The sequence below is a fragment of the Caballeronia sp. Lep1P3 genome (assembly GCF_022879595.1).
Classification (GTDB): domain Bacteria; phylum Pseudomonadota; class Gammaproteobacteria; order Burkholderiales; family Burkholderiaceae; genus Caballeronia.
In genome coordinates this window covers 1,858,786-1,877,778 of record NZ_CP084265.1, presented here as the reverse complement: position 1 = coordinate 1,877,778, position 18,993 = coordinate 1,858,786, and the positions used below count along the sequence as shown (strand labels likewise).

At 65.5% G+C, this 18,993-nt stretch carries 17 protein-coding genes and 1 pseudogene; 14 read left to right on the top strand and 4 right to left on the bottom strand.

Features of this window, described 5'->3' with window-relative positions; all coding sequences use genetic code 11:
• Positions 1-411: 411 nt before the first annotated feature.
• Both LDZ27_RS08855 and LDZ27_RS08850 read left to right on the top strand, forming a co-directional pair.
• Positions 412-1,515, top strand: a pseudogene (locus tag LDZ27_RS08855) (IS256 family transposase); the annotation flags it as partial.
• A 209-nt stretch (positions 1,516-1,724) separates the two neighbouring features.
• On the top strand, positions 1,725-3,521 hold the full coding sequence (locus tag LDZ27_RS08850) for a ShlB/FhaC/HecB family hemolysin secretion/activation protein (protein WP_244813744.1): 1,797 nt from the start codon (positions 1,725-1,727) through the stop codon (positions 3,519-3,521).
• Positions 3,522-3,834: 313 nt separating this feature from the next.
• On the opposite strand, the gene rpsU is transcribed toward LDZ27_RS08850, so the two are convergent.
• The 4 genes from rpsU to LDZ27_RS08830 form a co-directional block, all read right to left on the bottom strand.
• Positions 3,835-4,047, bottom strand: coding sequence for a 30S ribosomal protein S21 (rpsU, locus tag LDZ27_RS08845; protein WP_006999077.1), 213 nt, complete (start codon positions 4,045-4,047; stop codon positions 3,835-3,837).
• 167 nt (positions 4,048-4,214) lie between these two features.
• Positions 4,215-4,547, bottom strand: a complete 333-nt coding sequence (locus LDZ27_RS08840; RefSeq protein WP_244813743.1) for a 2Fe-2S iron-sulfur cluster-binding protein — start codon at positions 4,545-4,547, stop codon at positions 4,215-4,217.
• Entirely contained in the window at positions 4,544-5,137 is a 594-nt protein-coding gene (locus tag LDZ27_RS08835; RefSeq protein WP_244813742.1) for a YigZ family protein, read from the bottom strand. Before LDZ27_RS08835 ends, LDZ27_RS08840 begins: the two co-directional genes overlap by 4 nt.
• 36 nt (positions 5,138-5,173) lie before the next feature.
• The gene (locus LDZ27_RS08830; protein WP_244813741.1) at positions 5,174-5,701 is read right to left on the bottom strand and encodes a GNAT family N-acetyltransferase; all 528 of its coding nucleotides are present in this window, start codon (positions 5,699-5,701) and stop codon (positions 5,174-5,176) included.
• A 344-nt stretch (positions 5,702-6,045) separates the two neighbouring features.
• Between LDZ27_RS08830 and LDZ27_RS08825 the strand changes: the two genes are divergently transcribed.
• From LDZ27_RS08825 to astE, 12 genes are all read left to right on the top strand, one after another.
• Positions 6,046-7,632, top strand: a complete 1,587-nt coding sequence (locus tag LDZ27_RS08825; protein ID WP_244813740.1) for an EAL domain-containing protein — start codon at positions 6,046-6,048, stop codon at positions 7,630-7,632.
• Positions 7,633-7,651: 19 nt separating this feature from the next.
• A complete protein-coding gene (locus LDZ27_RS08820) occupies positions 7,652-8,050 on the top strand; it encodes a hypothetical protein (RefSeq protein ID WP_244813739.1) in 399 nt (132 codons plus the stop codon).
• 275 nt (positions 8,051-8,325) lie between these two features.
• The gene (locus tag LDZ27_RS08815; RefSeq protein ID WP_244813738.1) at positions 8,326-9,015 is read left to right on the top strand and encodes an ABC transporter permease; all 690 of its coding nucleotides are present in this window, start codon (positions 8,326-8,328) and stop codon (positions 9,013-9,015) included.
• Positions 9,016-9,031: 16 nt separating this feature from the next.
• Positions 9,032-9,745 (top strand): ABC transporter permease, encoded by a 714-nt coding sequence (locus LDZ27_RS08810; protein ID WP_244813737.1) that lies wholly within the window; start codon positions 9,032-9,034, stop codon positions 9,743-9,745.
• Positions 9,746-9,802: 57 nt separating this feature from the next.
• Positions 9,803-10,603: an ABC transporter ATP-binding protein gene (locus LDZ27_RS08805; protein WP_244813736.1), complete on the top strand. Its 801-nt coding sequence runs from the start codon at positions 9,803-9,805 to the stop codon at positions 10,601-10,603.
• A gap of 82 nt (positions 10,604-10,685) precedes the next feature.
• On the top strand, positions 10,686-11,654 hold the full coding sequence (locus LDZ27_RS08800) for a GlxA family transcriptional regulator (protein WP_244816094.1): 969 nt from the start codon (positions 10,686-10,688) through the stop codon (positions 11,652-11,654).
• A gap of 128 nt (positions 11,655-11,782) precedes the next feature.
• Positions 11,783-13,012, top strand: coding sequence for an aspartate aminotransferase family protein (locus LDZ27_RS08795; RefSeq protein ID WP_244813735.1), 1,230 nt, complete (start codon positions 11,783-11,785; stop codon positions 13,010-13,012).
• A gap of 24 nt (positions 13,013-13,036) precedes the next feature.
• Complete coding sequence (gene aruF / locus LDZ27_RS08790) at positions 13,037-14,092, top strand: arginine/ornithine succinyltransferase subunit alpha (protein ID WP_244813734.1); 1,056 nt, start codon at positions 13,037-13,039, stop codon at positions 14,090-14,092.
• Positions 14,089-15,117: an arginine N-succinyltransferase gene (gene astA, locus LDZ27_RS08785; protein ID WP_244813733.1), complete on the top strand. Its 1,029-nt coding sequence runs from the start codon at positions 14,089-14,091 to the stop codon at positions 15,115-15,117. The genes aruF and astA overlap by 4 nt, the downstream gene beginning before the upstream one ends.
• A gap of 22 nt (positions 15,118-15,139) precedes the next feature.
• Positions 15,140-16,612, top strand: a complete 1,473-nt coding sequence (gene astD, locus LDZ27_RS08780) for a succinylglutamate-semialdehyde dehydrogenase (RefSeq protein WP_244813732.1) — start codon at positions 15,140-15,142, stop codon at positions 16,610-16,612.
• 15 nt (positions 16,613-16,627) lie between these two features.
• Positions 16,628-17,968, top strand: coding sequence for an N-succinylarginine dihydrolase (astB, locus tag LDZ27_RS08775; protein ID WP_244813731.1), 1,341 nt, complete (start codon positions 16,628-16,630; stop codon positions 17,966-17,968).
• A complete protein-coding gene (astE, locus tag LDZ27_RS08770; protein ID WP_244813730.1) occupies positions 17,952-18,965 on the top strand; it encodes a succinylglutamate desuccinylase in 1,014 nt (337 codons plus the stop codon). The genes astB and astE overlap by 17 nt, the downstream gene beginning before the upstream one ends.
• Positions 18,966-18,993 lie beyond the last annotated feature (28 nt).

The following is an 18,993-nucleotide window of genomic DNA, read 5'->3' as shown; positions in this document are numbered from 1 at the left end:
ACGAACCCAGTTTTGCGCTGGGTTCGTTGGTTATAGCGTCATTCAACCAGGCGTAGTGATGAGCTTGCCGTCTCCCACATGCCCGCACACGCGACTTCGCGGTTCGAACAGGGCCGCTCCAAGCCATTCGCCCACGAGCCGGATATGCGGAATGGGCAAAGGCCGTTCGTGCTTGACACGAGCCGCCTTCCAGCTACGGGTAGTGTGCAGAAGAATGTGCAAAAACGCTGAGGCGGCAGGAGCGCAGAGGCAGGGGTGGCCGTGGTGTAAGTTGATGAATGTCCAGTTCGTCAACCTGCCCTCGGGAGGGCTTACGCCATGGCCACGACCAAGCGTATTACGAACCGGCCGCCAGCGGAAGCGCTGGTTGCCGGCGACCGGGACCTGATGAAGGCGCTCATGAAGGATGCGCTGCAGGAAGTGCTTGAAGCGGAAATGACAGAGCTGCTGGGCGCGGCGCCCAATGAGCGCAGCGAGACGCGAAGCGGCTATCGTGCGGGCTACTACGGCCGCGCTCTGGTGACCCGCATCGGCAAACTCGAGCTGCGCGTGCCGCGTGATCGACATGGCGAATTCTCAACGGCGCTGTTCGAGCGCTATGCGCGCAGCGAGAAGGCGTTGGTGGCGGCGTTGGCCGAAATGTACGTGCAGGGTGTGTCTACGCGCAAGGTCAAGGCGATTACCGAAGAGCTGTGCGGTCACAGCTTTTCGGCCTCGGCGATTTCGGCGATCAACAAAGGGCTGGATGCAACGCTGGCAAAGTTTGCACACCGGCCGCTCGAAGAAGCGTATCCGTATCTGATCGTCGACGCGCGCTATGAGAAGGTGCGTGAGTCGGGCGTGATCCGTTCGCAGGCGGTGCTGATCGCCATCGGCATCAACTGGGAAGGCCACCGGCAGGTGCTGGCTGTGGAGTTGGCCAACCGCGAAAGCCAGTCGAGTTGGAAGGAGTTCCTTCTGGCGCTAAAGAAGCGCGGCCTGTCAGGCGTCGAGTTCGTCGCCTCGGACGACCATGCGGGGCTGAAGAAGGCGATCGGTGAGGTGCTCCCGGAAGCCGCCTGGCAGCGCTGCTACGTCCACTTCCTGCGCAACGCGCTGGACTATCTGCCGCGCAAGGCCGACGACGACTGCCTGCAGGAGCTGCGCTGGATGTACGACCGTCGCGACTTGCAGGAAGCGCAACAAGATCTGGCAGCGTGGATCAGCAAGTGGCAGGGCAAATATCCGAAGCTGGTGGACTGGGTCGAAGGCAACATCGCTGAGACGTTGACGTTTTACCGGTTGCCCCGCGCGCATCACAAGCACCTGAAGTCCACCAACATGCTGGAGCGGCTGAATGAGGAAATCCGGCGCCGCACGCGTATCGTGCGCATCTTCCCAAACGATGCGTCATGCCTTCGGCTGATCAGGGCCCTGTGTAGCGAAACGCATGAAACGTGGCTGGAAGACAGCCGTTATCTGAACATGGCCTTGCTGGCCGAGCAGAAAAAGGAGTTCTTGCGCGCTGCTGCATAGCGAGCGTGCGGCGCTGCGGGCTACGCCCTTCGCGCCGCATGCCGCACAGAAGGATCAACTGAAACCACCGGCATCCGGTTTCTGCACAACTTGACGCACACAACTCAGCTACGAGACGTTGTGGAACGGTCGACCGTGCGCGGGCATTCGCGTCAGCCCATGCCGAACTAGGCCTTTTGTTTGAAGTTTCGAATCAAAACAGTTAGACCATGAAAGTAACAAACTGGCTGGCGGTTCTCCCGCTTGCAGCCTCGATATCCCTCGCTGTTCACGCGCAACAAACGCCGACGCCCGCCGACCAAGCCGCCGCCGCACGAGCCAACGCCGAGCAGAACCAGCAAATCCAGCAGCAACGCGAGGCGCAGCAGCGCGAGACAGCCGTGCAGGCGCCTGCGGCGCGCTCGACAGTCTCAAGGGTTGCCGACTATCCCGAGCTGCCGCACGAAACCCCGTGCTTTCGCGTCGACACGTTCTCGCTCGACGTCCCGACGACACTTCCCGAAGTGCTTCGAACGAAAGGTGCCTCCGCGCTGCCGCTCGACGCCTTCGCCTTCGCGCGCCAATGGCTCGACCACTACAAGGGCCAATGCATCGGCAAGGAAGGCGTGAACCTGCTGACCAAAGGCTTGCAGCAGACGATCCTGAGCCACGGCTACATCACCACGCGCGTGCTGTTGCCTGAGCAAGACCTGTCGGGTGGTGCGCTCAAGTTCGCGCTGGTTCCCGGCGTCATTCGTGACATCCGCTTCGCCGAACCGCTCTCATGGGGGACATGGAAGACCGCCTTCCCCGCGAGAACCGGCGACGTGCTCGACCTGCGCGACCTCGAACAAGGCCTCGAACAGATGAAGCGTGTCGCGAGTCAGGACGTCGACATGAAGATCGAGCCGACCGAGTTACCGGGCGAAAGCGATGTCGTGCTCACGGTCAAGCGCTCGAAACCGTGGTCGCTCGTCGCGTCCGTCGACAACTCGGGCAGCCGCGCGACGGGCAAGCTGCAAGGCAACGTCAGCCTCGGCATCGACAACCCGCTCGGGCTGAACGACATCGTCACCCTCGGCGCGAATCAGGACCTCGAACTAGGCGACAAAGCGCTCGGCTCGCATGGCTTCAACGGCTCGTACTCCGCGCCGTGGGGCTACTGGACCGCGACGCTCTTCGGCAACACCAACACGTACTACCAGCAGATCGCGGGCGTGAACCAGACGTTCGTGTCGAGCGGCAATGCGCAGACGGCAGGCGTCAAAATCGCGCGCGTACTGCGTCGAAGCCAGAACGATGTTTTCGGCGGCTACGCGCAACTGTCGAAACGTTTCGGCGCGAGCTTCATCGACGATACGGAAATCGAACTGCAACGCCGCAACAACACGTTCCTCGAACTCGGCGCGACCGATCGGCACTACTTCGGCGGCGCACAGTTCGACGGCACGCTCGCGTACCGGCAGGGCATTGGCGCGTTTGGCGCGAAGCCCGATCCATCGCTGCCTTACGACCCGGAGATCGCCCCGACGCCCGCGACGAAGCCGAGCGGCCCGACTTACCGCTTTCACATGGCGGTGCTCGATATGAACCTGTCGGTGCCGTTCGCGGTGGCGAATCAAACACTGCGCTACGTCACAACCGTTCACGGCCAATACACGAACGACACGCTGAACTTAATCGACGACCTGACCATCGGCAGTCGCTACACCGTGCGCGGCTTCGACGGTGAGCAGATGCTGGCCGCCGAACGCGGCTTTTACTGGCGCAACGAACTGCAGGCGCCGATCGGCAAGACGGGGCAAGCGCTTTACGCGGGCATCGACTATGGACGCGTGTTCGGTCCAAACACCGCCTTTCTGGCGGGAACGCAGCTGGTCGGCGCGGTAGTGGGAATCCGCGGCGGGCTGCCGACGAAGTATGTCGGCATGAGCTATGAGCTATTCGCCGGCACGCCGATCTACAAACCTTCGGCCTTCCCGACTTCCCGCGTCACGGTAGGCTTCCAGTTAACCGCGCAACTCTAAGAACAACCGTCGGAACGCTCGCCTTGCGCCGCGACCGACGACGCTCTCGCCTCTCCGCAACAACAACGCAGCACTACCAAAGAACGCCAACCCAAGTCCCCAAGCACGAAAAGCCTGCATGAGCATTCGCTCATGCAGGCTTTCCTTTGAATCTGCTGGCCTATCCGAACCCGGCGTGCAATCCGCGACCTTCCGCCCGTGGGCTCATCGCCCGCCTGACGAAACCGCGACCGGTTCCCTCTGGCCAATCGACCGACACCGAGACACGAAAGACGAGAGTAGTGGACCCCGCGTCAATCGACCTGGCAATCGATCAATAAAACTTCTTCGGCAACTGCGCGCGGCGGATCTGCTTGCGCAGGCGAGCGACAGCAGCAGCTTTCTTGCGCTTGCGCTCGGTGGTCGGCTTCTCATACGCCATGCGCGACTTGAGCTCTTGAATCAGGCCCGTGCGTTCGACGGTACGACGAAAACGACGCATGGCGACGTCGAAAGGCTCGTTCTCTTTCAACAGTACTTTAGTCATTGAAATCTCGGTTGATCTGGCCCTGCCAGAAATTGGGGCAAAGCGCAATTGTACACTTTTTGAGAGCCGGGCTGCATCCCCTTTCCACGAAAGTATGCTTCGCCCGACTCGGGACTCACATCGTAGGTCGTTGAATCGAGACGACAAATCCCGAATAACCCGGCCCTTCAGAAGCCTCGCGGATGTCGCGGGCGTTCGACCGTCTCGCGCACGGCCGCCTCGGGCTGGTGAATCGTCACGTCCGAGCGCGCGAGCGCCACGCAGGGAAGAATCCAGTCTTGCGACTTTTCCTCGACCGTGAGCCCCGGCCAGTCGATGCGATATTCAACCTCGCCCGAATCGAGCCGGCACATGCACGCGCGGCACGATCCGTTACGGCACGAACTCGGCAGCGACAGCCCCGCGCGAAGCGCCGCCTCCAGCAGCGATTCGCCGGGCCGGACCTCGACCGCATCGCCGCGCGGCGCGACCGTCATCGTGAAAACGCGGGCCTCGCTCACGCGCGCGGCGCGACGCTCGCGCGTCCATGCGTGAGATCGCGCAACTCGGCGGCGGCCGGCTCGCGCGCGGCGGCGGGCATGCGCACGACGAGGCGCACGGTCATCTCATAAGCGCTCTCGACGAGTTCCGCATCGTGTTGCTCGATCCAGCGGCGCACGCGGGCTTCGTCGGCATAGTCCGTTTCGATGTCGAGCAGCGCGCGCTCGATGCGTTCGATGCGCTCGGCCGACTGCATCGCGGTGGCGATCGCGTCGGTGTAGGCACGCACGAGTCCGCCCGCGCCGAGCTTGATGCCGCCGTAGTAGCGCACGACCGCCGCCAGCACGCCGTCCACTTCGTGGTGCCGCAGCACCTCGAGGATGGGCCGGCCCGCCGTGCCGGACGGCTCGCCGTCGTCGGACATGCCCGACTGGCCGCCCGCGAGCAGCGCCCAGCACACATGCGTCGCAGCCGGATGTTCGGCGCGCAGGCGTCCGATCTCGCGCATGGCGGCGTCGCGATCGGCAACGGGCAGCGCGAGCGCGATGAAGCGGCTCTTGCGCACATCGATTTCAGCGCTGACGGGAGAGGCGAGGGTGTAGGTCGGCAAGGCGGGTGACTTCGAAAGGGAAACGGACAGGCGAAATCAGGCCGGCGCGCGGAGGCGGCGCTGCATCAGCACGGAATCGACCCATTGGCCGAGCTTGAAACCCACGTCGCGCAGCACGCCCGCGTGCTCGAAGCCGAGCCGCGCGTGCAACGCGATGGAACCCGCGTTGCCGCTGCCGCCGATCACCGCGATCATCTGCCGCCACGGTCCCGCCTCGCAACGCGCGATGAGCGCAGAAAGCAGCGCGAAGCCGATGCCGCGCCCGCCGAAGCCATCGGCGACATAGACAGAATCCTCGACGGTGTGGCGATACGCGGAGCGCGCCCGATACGCCGACGCATACGCGTAGCCGGCCACCTCGCCATCCACTTCCGCGACGAGGTACGGCAGGCCCGCCGCGATGGTCGCGGCATGCCGCGCGCGCATCTCGCCGACGGAAGGCGGGCTCTCCTCGAAAGTCGCGAGCGCGTGCAGCACGTAGTGCGAATAGATGCGCGCGATGGCTTCGAAGTCGCCGGAGGCGGCGTCGCGGATGACGGGCGCACGGGCGTTCGTCGATGTCATGGTGCTTGGAGGGCCGAGTCGGATGGATGGGATTTTCTCACGTCGCGCGCGGGGCGAAGAAAGCACGAACAGAGCGGCAAACGACAGCCAGACGACAGGCAAAGATTTGGCCGGCGGGCCGTGCGCCAGCCCACGAAACGCGCGACTTTTAGCCGAATTAAAACGTTGAATCGCGCAATGGCGCGCCCCTACACTAGGCCGTTTGTCCACGATGCCGCATGCGCGTCCCGCGCGCAGCGGCTTCCCCACTTCCGGGCGATGCACTCGATGTTCGCAAGCCGCCGCGAACCAGGCGCACCACAGCGCGCGAGCGATACGTCTCGCGCGGCGGACCATAACACGCAATGAACAGACTCGAACGTGCCGTGATCGGGGCGCTCCTCGTCGCCGCGGTGACGATGGCGGCGCTCGCGCCAGCGGTCGCCGGCCTCATCTACGCGGCGCGCAGCGAGCGGCAGGCGCGCGTCGAGCGCCTGAACGCGCTTGCCGATGCCGCGCTCGTGCGCGCCGAGGATCTCACGCGGCGCCTGTCGGTTGCGCTCGGCGACATCGGCAAGGTGAGCGACGCGCCATGCTCGGCGCCGTATCTGCGCGCGCTCAGGCGCATCGCGCTCGCACACGGCCCGGCCCGCGATGCCGGCGCGTATGACCGCGACGGCCGCTGGCAGTGCTCGTCGCTGCTCGGCGCGGTGTCGGCGGGCGCGCCCGAAGGCCTCACGCTGCCGGCGCCCGACTGGCGTTCCCGCGATGGCGTGAGCGCGTGGTACGGCCTCGCGCGTCTGCCGGGCGGCGGCAGATCGCTCGTGATGGGGCGCGACGGCTTCTATGTCGCGGCGGACCCGTCGCTTTACGTGGACGGCATCGACACGGCGCGCGCGCAAGTCACCGGTCTCGCCGTCATCAACACGGAGGCGCGGCGCATCATCGCGGGCACGGATGCGGCCGATCCCGCCGCGATGCTCGCCGTCTACCGCGCGCCGCCGGCCGCGCTCGACTGCGCGTCGGTGGCCGTGCGCCGCTCCGCGTCGATGCCGCTCGCGGTCGTCGTCAGCGTGCCGCGCGAGACGTGGCGTCAACGCGTGCGCACGCTTCCGTGGGGATGGCTGCTCGCCGGCGTCGCCATGGGCCTGCTGTGCGCGGGCTGGGCGGGCTATTTCATCGTGAGGCGGCTTTCGCCGCGCGGACAGTTGAGCGACGCCGTGCGGCGGCACCAGTTCATCGTCGCGTATCAGCCGATCGTCGATCTCGCGACGCGCCGCTGCGTCGGCGCCGAAGCGCTCGTGCGCTGGAAGCATCACGACCGCATCGTGCGGCCCGATCACTTCATTCCGCTCGCGGAACATCGCGGGCTGATCCAGGCGATCACCGATCAGGTGCTCGACACCGTGCTGCTCGAACTCGGCGACTTCCTCAAGCGCTACGCGGAGTATTACGTTTCCGTGAATCTCTCGGCGCCGGATCTCACGACGCAGCGCTTTCTCGACGTGCTCGTCCCCGCGCTCGCACGCGAAGGCGTGCGGCCGCAGCAGATCCGCATCGAGGCGACCGAGCGCGGCTTTCTCGACGCCCAGGCCGCGAAGGAAGTCATCAGTGCGTTCCGGCGCGCGGGCCACGCTGTCTATCTCGACGACTTCGGCACCGGTTATTCGAGCCTGTCGCACTTGCAGAACTTTCGCGTCGACGGCCTCAAGATCGACAAGTCGTTCGTCGATACGGTCGGGCAGGACGCGGCATCGAGCAGCGTCGCCTCGCATATCATCGACATGGCGGCGACGCTCGGCGTGCAGGTCATCGCCGAGGGCATCGAGCGCGAGGAACAGGCCGCGTATCTGCAGGCGCGCGGCGCGCAGTCGGGCCAGGGCTGGCTTTTCTCGCCGCCGCTGACCGCCGCCGAATTCATCCGCTATGCGGGCAAGACGCGCGCAGGCTAATTACTCACGGACGACGCTCATGGACGATCACACCGCCGTTTCCTTCCTTCGCGACGTGCGGCATCCGCTGCTCGCGCTGCATCGCGCGATCCTCGCGCATTTGCGCGCGGCGCACGAAGCCGAATTCGGGCCGGTATCGCCGGGCGAGTTCCTGCAGATCGTGATCAACGGCTCGGCGTTTCGCTGGCTCTCGCCGCTGTCGACGCTGATCGCCGCCATCGACGACGTGCTCGACGACGAAGACGCCACGCCCGACGCGCGCATCGAGCACGCGAAGGCGGTCATCGCGATGTTTCGCGCCGACACGCGCGAGCCCGCTTTCGCCGAGCGTTTCCTGCCGCTCCTTCAGCAAAGCCCCGACATCGCGGTGGCGAACGGGCATGTCGTGCAGATCGTGCGCGGCCTCGCGCGCGAGTGACGCTGAGTGAGCCATCACTGAGGCCCGCGCGCGGCTATCGAAAAAGCGACGCAAACGCGCGGTTTTCGTCCGGCGCGCGCATGCGGGTTTTCACGGCTGTCGCGATTGACCGCCGTTCAAGGGCGGGCGAGACCGCCGCGCCAGCCCGGGCGCGCAGTCATGCTGCGTCGCAATAAAAAGACCGCGCGCCGTTTGAACGATCGGTTTCGTCTTGCGACGATTGCCGCCAGTCAGGAAAGGCGCTGCGCCTTCCGCCGACATCAAAGGAGGCGCTTTTGTCGCTGCATGGCTTCGGCCCGCTACTCTGGGCGGGCGCAAAGGAAACGCTCGCGCTCGCGATTCTGTCGCTCGCGGTATCCGTGCTGCTGGGGCTTTTGGGCGCGTCGGCGAAACTGTCGCGGCACGGCGTCTTACGCGGCGTCGCGACCGCGTACACGGCGCTCATCCGCTCCGTGCCCGATCTCGTGCTGATGCTGCTCCTTTTCTACAGCATCCAGATCGCGATCAATCAGCTCACCGATGCCTTCGGCTGGGACCAGTTCGACATCGATCCTTTCACGGCCGGCGTGCTCACGCTCGGCTTCATCTACGGCGCGTATTTCACCGAGACCTTTCGCGGCGCGTTTCTCGCGGTGCCGCGCGGCCAACTGGAAGCGGGCAGCGCTTACGGCATGAGCGGCATGCGCGTGTTCGGCCGCATTCTTTTCCCGCAGATGATGCGCTTCGCGCTGCCGGGCATCGGCAACAACTGGCAGGTGCTCGTGAAGGCGACCGCGCTCGTGTCGATCATCGGTCTCGCCGATGTCGTGAAGGCCGCGCAGGATGCGGGCAAAAGCACGTTCAGCATGTTCTTTTTCATCCTCGTCGCGGCGTTGATCTATCTCGCGATCACGTCCGCCTCGAATGTCGTGCTGATGGCGCTCGAGCGCCGCTATTCGATCGGCGTGCGTCACGCCGAGCTTTGACGACGGAGCCACGTCCATGTTCTCGATCTTCGCCGAATACTGGCGTCCTTTCCTGTACTCCGACGGCATGCGCGCATCGGGCCTCGTCGTGACGCTGTGGCTGCTCGCCGCGTCCATCGCGCTCGGATTCTGCGCGGCCGTTCCGCTCGCGTGCGCCCGCGTCTCGAAGCGCCGCTGGCTCTCGACGCCCGTGCGAATCTACACGTATGTCTTTCGCGGCACGCCGCTCTACGTGCAGTTGCTGCTGCTCTACACGGGCCTGTACAGCCTCGAATTCGTGCGCACGCACTCCTTGCTGGAAGCGTTCTTTCGCAGCGGATTCAACTGCGCGGTCCTCGCGTTCGCACTGAACACCTGCGCCTACACGACCGAAATTTTCGCCGGCGCTATCCGCTCGATTCCGCACGGCGAAGTCGAAGCGGCGCGCGCCTACGGCATGGGCGCGTTCACGATGTATCGCCGCGTGATCCTGCCGTCCGCGCTGCGCCGCGCCTTGCCTTTGTACAGCAACGAAGTGATCCTGATGCTGCACGCGACGACCGTCGCGTTCACCGCCACCGTGCCCGATATCCTGAAGGTCGCGCGCGATGCGAATTCGGCCACGTATGAGTCGTTCGGATCGTTCGGCATCGCGGCACTGCTGTATCTCGCGATCTCGTTCGCGCTCGTGGCCGCGTTCCGGCGCGCCGAGCGGCGCTGGCTCGCCTACCTGGGCCCGGCGCGCGGCTGACGAGCGGTAAAATTCGAAGCCGTGCCGGGCACCCTGTCATCACCCGAGGAGAAAGCGTTGGAGCCGAAAGCCAAAGACGTCGCGACCGCCGCGACGAAACTCGTCGCCGAGGACATACACAAGCGCTACGGCGACAACGAAGTGTTGAAGGGCGTTTCGCTCTCGGCGCGCGCGGGCGATGTCATCAGCATCATCGGCGCGAGCGGCTCCGGCAAGAGCACGTTCCTGCGCTGCATCAATTTTCTGGAAAAGCCGAACGCGGGGCAGATCGTCGTCGATGGCGAAACGGTTCGCACGAAGACCGACCGCAACGGCAATCTCGATGTCGCCGATCACAAGCAGCTTCAGCGCGTGCGAACGAAGCTCGCGATGGTCTTTCAGCACTTCAATCTCTGGTCGCACATGACGGCCATCGAGAACGTGATGGAAGCGCCCACTCATGTGCTCGGCATAACGAAGAAGGAAGCCGAGGAACGCGCGCGCGAGTATCTGGAGAAAGTGGGCCTGCCGCCGCGCGTGGAGAAGCAGTATCCGTCGCATCTGTCGGGCGGGCAGCAGCAGCGTGTGGCGATCGCGCGCGCGCTCGCGATGCACCCCGATGTCATGCTCTTCGACGAACCCACGTCCGCGCTCGATCCCGAACTCGTCGGCGAAGTGCTGAAGGTCATGCAAAGGCTCGCGGAAGAAGGGCGCACGATGATCGTCGTCACGCACGAAATGGGCTTCGCGCGCAACGTGTCGAATCACGTCATGTTCCTGCATCAAGGGCGCACGGAAGAGGAAGGCGCGCCCGCCGACGTGCTCACCGCGCCGAAGAGCGAGCGTCTGCGGCAGTTCCTATCCGGCAGTCTCAAGTAGCGTGGGCAGTAAGGTGGCGAATGCATCGGGCGCGGCGCGCGGGCCGCTGCAAGTGGCGATCGTCGCGCTCCCGCCGGTGTCGATGAGCGCCATCGGCCCGGTCATCGACACGCTCGGTCTCGCCAATGAAATCGACGGTCATCGTCTCTACGGATGGCGCATCTGTTCGTGGGACGGCCGTGCCGTGCCGCTGTCGGGCGGCGCGCAGCTTCCCGCCGATTGCGCCTTCAACGACGCCATCCAGTGCGACTGGCTGATCGTCCTCTCCGAACGCTATCAGCAGTTCGCGGACTACCGGCTCTTTCTCGCGAGCCTCGCGCGCGTGGCGCCGCGCACGCCGCTCGTCTCGGGCATTCATCACGGCGTCTGGTGGCTCGCGATGGCGGGCCAACTCGCGCAGTACCGCGTCGCCGTGAACTGGGAGACGTATCAGCAGTTCACCGAGCAATTCGAGCGCGTGATCGTCACGCAGCAGATTTTCGAAATCGATCGCGACCGCGCCACCTGTTCCGGCGGGCAGGCGAGCATCGACTTCATGCTCGCGATGATCGCGCGCGATCACGGCCAGGATCTCGCGGAGCGCATCGCGGATTCGCTCGGCGTCGGCGCGTTGCGCGCGGGCACCGAGCGGCAGCGCATTCCGTTCGTGACCGCGCCCGGCGAGCGCCATCCGCGTCTCTACGACGCGTTGCAACTGATGGAAGCGAACATCGAAGACCCGCTCGCCACCGATGAAATCGCGAATCTGATCGGCATTTCGCGCAGGCAACTGGAGCGGCTTTTTCGTCAGTATCTCGGCGCGATGCCGTCGAAGTACTACCTCAACCTGCGGCTCACCAAAGCGCGCACGCAACTGCAGCGCACGAGCAAATCCGTGGTGCAGATCAGCCTCGCGTGCGGCTTTTCATCGGCGGCGCATTTCTCGAACGCGTATCGCGACCGCTTCGGCGTGACGCCGCGCGAGGAGCGCCGCAAATGGATCGAAAAGCAGCGCGGCGCGCTCGACGAACCGCGCGGCGGCGCGTTGATCGAGCCGCCCGACGCGGCGTGAAGGCGCTGGAAAGCCCGTTGAAGCATGTCGCGAACGCGCAAGACGGAACGCGCGCGATTGCCTAATATCGAAGGCATTGCAACGCGCGAGCAGCACGACTGCAGCACGAACCCGTAGAGGAGTGGCTCATGACCGACATCAATGTGAATCGCGGTACGTTCGACGAAGTAATGGTTCCGGTTTTCTCGCCGGCCGGTTTCGTGCCCGAGAAGGGCCGCGGCTCGCGCGTGTGGGACACCGAAGGCCGCGATTACATCGATTTCGCGGGCGGCATCGCGGTGACCGCGTTGGGCCATGCGCATCCGGAACTGCTGAAGGTGCTGCACGAACAGGGCGACAAGCTCTGGCACATCGGCAACGGCTACACGAACGCGCCGGTGTTGCGCCTCGCGAAACGCCTGACCGACCTCACGTTCGCCGACCGCGCGTTCTTCGCGAACTCGGGCGCCGAAGCGAACGAAGCGGCGCTCAAGCTCGCGCGCCGTTATGCCATCGACAAGTACGGTCCCGAGAAGATCGAGATCATCTCGTTCACGCAGTCCTTCCACGGCCGCACGTTCTTCACCGTGAGCGTCGGCGGCCAGCCGAAATACGCGGAAGGCTTCGGGCCGCAGCCGCAGGGCATCCGTCATCTGCCGTACAACGATCTCGCGCAGGCGCTCGACGCCATCGGCGACAAGACCTGCGCGGTGATCGTGGAGCCGGTGCAGGGCGAAGGCGGCGTGCTGCCCGCCGATCCCGCGTTCCTGAAAGGCTTGCGCGAAGCCTGCGACAAGCACGGCGCGCTTCTCATTTTCGACGAAGTGCAAACCGGCGTCGGACGCACGGGCACCTTCTACGCCTACATGCAATACGGCGTCACGCCCGACATCCTGACGAGCGCGAAGGCGCTCGGCAACGGCTTTCCCATCGGCGCGATGCTCACCACCGAAGAGATCGCGCAGCACTTCAAGGTCGGCGTGCACGGCACGACATACGGCGGCAATCCGCTTGGCGCATCCATCGCGGAAAAGGTGGTCGAACTGATCAGTGATCCGAAGCTGCTCGAAGGCGTCGGCGTGCGCAGCGATGCGATCAAGGCGCATCTGGAGCGCATCAACGAGCGTTTCGGCATGTTCAAAGAAATTCGCGGCCGCGGCCTTTTGATCGGCGCGGAACTGGCCGACGCCTACAAGGACCGCGCGAAAGACGTGCTCAACGCGGCAGCGGCAAACGGCGTCATCATGCTGATCGCCGGGCCGAACGTGCTGCGTTTCGCGCCGTCGCTCGTCATGCCGATGGCCGATCTCGACGAAGGCTTTTCGCGCATCGAAAAGGCGATCGAAGAAGTCGCGGGCGCGGCGCTCTCCGCTCGCTAACCACTCGCTCAACAGGAAACGACGATGCTATTCGTTCGTCCCGCAAGACTCGCCGATGTCGACGAGCTGGAACGCATGGCGCGCGCGGCGCAGCCCGTGCTGCACTCGTTGCCGCGCGACCGGCGCGCGCTCGAGACGCGCGTCGCGCTCTCCGAAGATTCGTTTCGCGCCGAAGTCGATTTCCCCGGCGAGGAGTTCTATCTCTTCGTGCTGGAAGACGCGCAAACGGGGCGGCTCTTCGGCACGTCGAGCATCGTGGCGTCGGCGGGTTATTCGGAGCCGTTCTACACGTTTCGCAACGACGCGCTCATCCACGCATCGCGCGAACTGAAGGTGAACCGCAAGATCCACGCGCTCACGATGTCGCACGAACTCACGGGCAAGAGCCGGCTCACGGGCTTCTATGCCGATCCGTCGCTGCGCACGCGCGAAGGCGAAGCGGCGGCGCATCTGCTGTCGCGCGCGCGCATGCTGTACATCGCGGCGAACAGAAAGCGCTTCTCCGACGAAGTGTTCTCGCTGATGCTCGGCGTCACCGACGATGCCGGCGTCTCGCCGTTCTGGGAAGCGGTCGGGCGCAACTTCTTCGGGCGCGACTTCGAACAGGTGGAACTGGAGTCGGGCGGGCGCAGCCGCACGTTCATCGCGGAAGTCATGCCGACGTATCCGCTCTATGTGCCGCTTTTGCCCGGCGAAGCGCAGCGCGTGCTCGGCGAGCCGAACAAGAGCACGCTGCTCGCTTATGACATCCACCTCGAAGAAGGCTTCGAGCCGGACCGTTTCGTCGATATCTTCGACGCCGGCCCGGTGCTCACGATTGCCGTCGACAAGAGCGCATCGGCGCATTCGGGCGAATTGCGCTCGGTGCGCGAAGGCGCGGGCGAAGGCGAAGGCGAAGGCACGCCGTATCTCGTCGCGGCAGGCGGGGCGCACGCGTTTCGCTGCGCGATCGCGCCGTTGACCGGCACGCGCGCCGACGGCGCCGCCCTGACCGACGACGCGCGCGACGCGCTCGGCGTCGCGCTGAAAGACACGGTGCGCTGTGTGCCGCTGCATCAAGCCTCGGGAGAATTGCAATGATCGTCGTGCGCTGCGTGCAGCCGGGAGATGTCGATGCGCTCGTCGCGCTCGCGCTGGAAACGGGTCCGGGGCTCACCACGTTCAAGCCGGATCGCGGTGCGCTCGCCGCGCGTGTCGAACGCGCGCGCCGCACGCTCGCCGGCGACGCGCAAGCCTTCGAAGCCGGCTATCTCTTCGTGATGGAAGACACCGCCACCGGCGATATCGCGGGCGTGTGCGGCATCGAAACGGAAGTCGGCCTCGAGCAGCCGTTCTACAACTATCGCGTGTCGACGGTCGTGCATGCGAGCAAGGACATGGGCGTGTGGACGCGCATGTCGCTGCTCAACATCTCGCACGATCTCACCGGTTACTCGGAAGTCTGTTCGCTCTTTCTGAGCCCGCGTTATCGCACGGCGGGCGTGGGCGGGCTTCTGTCGCGCTCGCGCTTCATGTTCATCGCGCAGTTTCGCGAACGCTTTCCGCAGCGCTTGTGCGCGGAGTTGCGCGGCCATTTCGACGATAACGGCGAATCGCCGTTCTGGAACGCGGTCGGCTCGCATTTCTACCAGATCGATTTCAACGAAGCCGATTACCTCAGCTCGCACGGCAAGAAGTCGTTTCTCGCGGAGCTGATGCCGCGCTTTCCGGTATATCTCGACTTGCTGCCCGAGTCCGCGCAACGCACGGTCGGGCTCACGCACCGCGACACCGCGCCCGCGCGCAAGATGCTCGAAGCGGAAGGTCTGCGCTACGAGAACCACGTCGATATTTTCGATGCCGGCCCGGTGCTCGAATGCCATATCGCGGACTTGCGCACAGTGCGCGAAAGCGTGCTCGCGACGGTGCGCGTCGGCGAACGCGGCGCGCAGGAAAGCGATGCGAGAAGCCTCGTCTCCAACACGTCGCTCGACGACTTCCGCTGCGGCGCGACCGCCGGCGCGGTCGAGGACGGCGCGTTCCTCCTGACGGACATCGAGGCCGCCGCGCTGCGCGTGAAGGACGGCGACACCGTGCGCGTGCTGACATCGCAGCGCGCACGATAAACGGGAACAGGCGAGAGACGTCATGAATATTCGAAGCGAGCTGTACATCGGCGGTGAATGGCAGGCAGGCAAGGGCGCGGCGTTCGCATCGCGCAATCCGGCGACGGACGAAACCGTGTGGCAAGGCGCGAGCGCGTCCGCCGACGACGTCGACCGCGCGGTATCGGCGGCAAGGCGCGCGTTCGCGTCGTTTTCGGCGATGCCGTTCGACGAGCGCGTCGCCATCGCGAAGCGTTTCGCGTCGCTGCTCAACGAGAACAAGGAAGCGCTCGCGCACGCCATTGGCCGCGAGACCGGCAAGCCGCTGTGGGAAGCGCGCACCGAAGTGGCATCGATGGCCGCGAAGGTCGACATCTCCGTGCAGGCGTATCACGAGCGCACAGGCGAGAAGCGCGCGCCGATGGCCGATGGCGTCGCGGTGCTGCGGCATCGCCCGCACGGCGTCGTCGCGGTGTTCGGCCCGTACAACTTTCCGGGACATCTGCCGAACGGACACATCGTGCCGGCGCTGATCGCGGGCAACGCGGTCGTCTTCAAGCCGTCGGAACTCGCGCCCGGCGTGGCGGCTGCGACCGTCGCGCTGTGGATCGAGGCCGGGCTGCCGGCGGGCGTGCTGAACCTCGTGCAAGGCGAGAAGGACACGGGCGTCGCGCTTGCGAATCATCGGCAGATCGACGGCCTCTTCTTCACCGGCAGTTCCGACACCGGCACGCTCCTGCATCGCCAGTTCGGTGGGCGGCCAGAGATCGTGCTGGCGCTGGAGATGGGCGGCAACAATCCGCTCGTCGTCGCGCCGGTCGAGGACATCGACGCCGCCGTGCATCACACGATCCAGTCCGCGTTCCTGTCCGCGGGACAGCGCTGCACCTGCGCGCGCCGTCTTTTCGTTCCCGACGACGCGTTCGGGGAGCGCTTCTTGCAACGCTTCGCTGAAGTGAGCGCGTACATCCGCATCGGCGCATACGACGACGAGCCGCAGCCGTTCATGGGCGCGGTGATTTCGTCGCAGGCGGCGGCGCGGCTCGTGCAAGCGCAGGCGCGATTGCTCGAAGCGGGCGCGCTGCCCGTGCTGGAAATGAAGCAGCGCGCGGCGAATCTCGGCTTCGTCACGCCCGCGATTCTCGACGTGACAGAAGCGCGCGACGTTCCCGACGAAGAGCATTTCGGCCCGATGGTTCAACTGACGCGCTACAAGACGTTCGACGAAGCGATCGAGCGCGCGAACGACACGGCTTACGGCCTTTCCGCCGGCCTGCTCGCCGACGACGAAGCCGCCTGGACGCATTTTCAGCGCACGATTCGCGCGGGCATCGTCAACTGGAACCGGCCGACGAACGGCGCGTCGTCGGCGGCGCCGTTCGGCGGCATCGGGCGCTCGGGGAATCAGCGGCCGAGCGCGTATTACGCGGCGGATTACTGCTCGTATCCGATGGCGTCGGTCGAAAGCGCGCAATTGCAGATGCCCGCGAGCGTATCGCCGGGCCTCACGTTTTAAGCACCGGGATTCACCATGCAGGCATTCGAAACAAACTTCGACGGACTCGTCGGCCCGACTCACAACTACGCGGGGCTGTCGTTCGGCAACGTGGCGTCGCGCAGCAACGAGAAAACGGTCGCGAACCCGAAAGCGGCGGCGAAGCAGGGCTTGCGCAAGATGAAGCGGCTCGCGGATCTCGGCTTTCAGCAGGGCGTGCTGCCGCCGCTGGAACGCCCGTCGATCCGGCTCTTGCGAAGCGTCGGCTTCACCGGCGACGACGCCGCCGTGATCGAGCGCGCGGCGCGCGAAGCGCCAGAACTGCTCGCCGCGGCGAGTTCCGCATCGGCCATGTGGACGGCGAACGCCGCGACGGTCAGCCCTTCCGCCGATACCGCCGATGGCCGCGTGCACTTCACGCCCGCGAATCTCGCGGCGAAGCTGCATCGCGCGATCGAGCATGGCGAAACGCGCCGCTCGCTCGCCGCGATCTTCGCCGACGAAGCGCGCTTTCGCATTCACCACGCGCTGCCCGGCACGCCCGCGCTCGGCGACGAGGGCGCGGCGAACCACACGCGCTTTGCCCGCGAATACGGCGAGAAGGGCGTCGAATTTTTCGTCTACGGGCGCAGCGAATACGGGCGCGGGCCGCAGCCGCAGCGCTTCCCTGCGCGGCAGACGCTCGAGGCGAGCCGTGCGGTTGCGCGTCTGCACGGCCTGTCGGAGGCATCGACGGTGTATGCGCAGCAATCGCCCGATGTGATCGATGCCGGCGTCTTCCACAACGATGTCATCGCGGTCGGCAATCGCACGACGCTCTTTTGCCATGAGCGCGCGTTCGTCGATCAGCGCAGGATGTACGAGGAACTGGCGGCGAAGCTGAAAGAACACGGCGCGGCGTTCAGGGTGCTCGAAGTGCCGGCGAGCGAAGTCACCGTGGCCGATGCGGTGTCGTCCTATCTCTTCAACAGCCAGTTGCTTTCGCGCGCCGATGGCACGCAGGTACTCGTCGTGCCGCAGGAATGCCGCGAGAACGAGCGCGTCGCCGCGTATCTCGACTCGCTCGCGACGCGTTCGACGCCGATCGACGAAGTGCTCGTCTTCGATTTGCGCGAGAGCATGAAAAACGGCGGCGGGCCGGCGTGCCTGCGGCTGCGCGTCGTGCTGAACGAGGCCGAGCGCGCGGCCGTCAATCCGAACGTGTGGATGAACGACGCGCTCTTCGCGCGCCTCGACGCGTGGATCGACGCGCATTACCGCGACCGCCTCGCAAGCGCCGATCTCGCCGACCCGCAACTGCTCGCGCAGTCGCGCACGGCGCTCGACGAACTAACCGGCATTCTCGGACTCGGCAGCGTCTATGACTTCCAGCGCTGATTTTCTCGACGATTTCCTCGCGTTCTGTCTCGCCGGCAAGACACCATCGGCGCGCTCGGGCGTGGCGGCATCCGGCGTGCGCTGGACTTGGCAGGGCGAAGGCGTGCTGCTCTTCGAACCGGGCGCGCAAACGGCGACGCAAAGTGTGCTCGTTTCAGCAGGCATCCACGGCGACGAAACCGCGCCCATCGAAATGCTGTCGCGGCTCGTCGCGGATATCGCGAGCGGCGCGGCCCCGCTTGCCGCACGCATGCTCGTGATTCTGGGCAACATCGGCGCGATGCGCGCGGGCGTGCGCTATATCGACGACGACCTCAATCGCCTCTTCAGCGGCCGTCACGGGCACTTGCCGTCGAGCGCGGAAGCGCCGCGCGCCGCCGAACTCGAAACCTTGGCGACGCGCTTTTTCGACGGCATCGCGCATGGCAAGTGGCATATCGACATGCACACGGCCATCCGCGCGTCTGTCTTCGAGCAGTTCGCGCTGCTGCCCTTCACCGGCGCGCCGCTTTCGCGCGCGATGTTCGACTGGCTGCGCGATGCGCGTCTGAGTGCCGTGCTGCTGCATCGGGAGAAGGGCAGCACGTTCACGCATTTCACCGCCGAGCGATGCGGCGCGCTCGCGTGCACGCTGGAACTCGGCAAAGTGCGGCCGTTCGGCGAGAACGATCTCGCGCGCTTCGCGGCATCGGATGCGGCGTTGCGCCGGCTGATCGCGGGCGATGCGCCGGCGGAACACGCGGCGCTGCGCGTGTTCACGGTCGTCGCGCAAATCGACAAGAAGAGCGATGCGTTCACGCTGAACGTGGCGGGCGACGTGCCGAATTTCACGCCGTTCGCAGCGGGCGCGGAACTCGCGCGCGACGGCGACTACGTCTATCGCGTGACGCACGAAGAGGAGCGCATCGTGTTTCCGAATCCGAAGGTCAAGCCGGGCTTGCGCGCGGGCCTGATGGTCGTCGATACCACCGACGCGACGCTGGCATCGCTCGAATGAGTCTCTCGCGTCGCGCTCGGACTTGCTC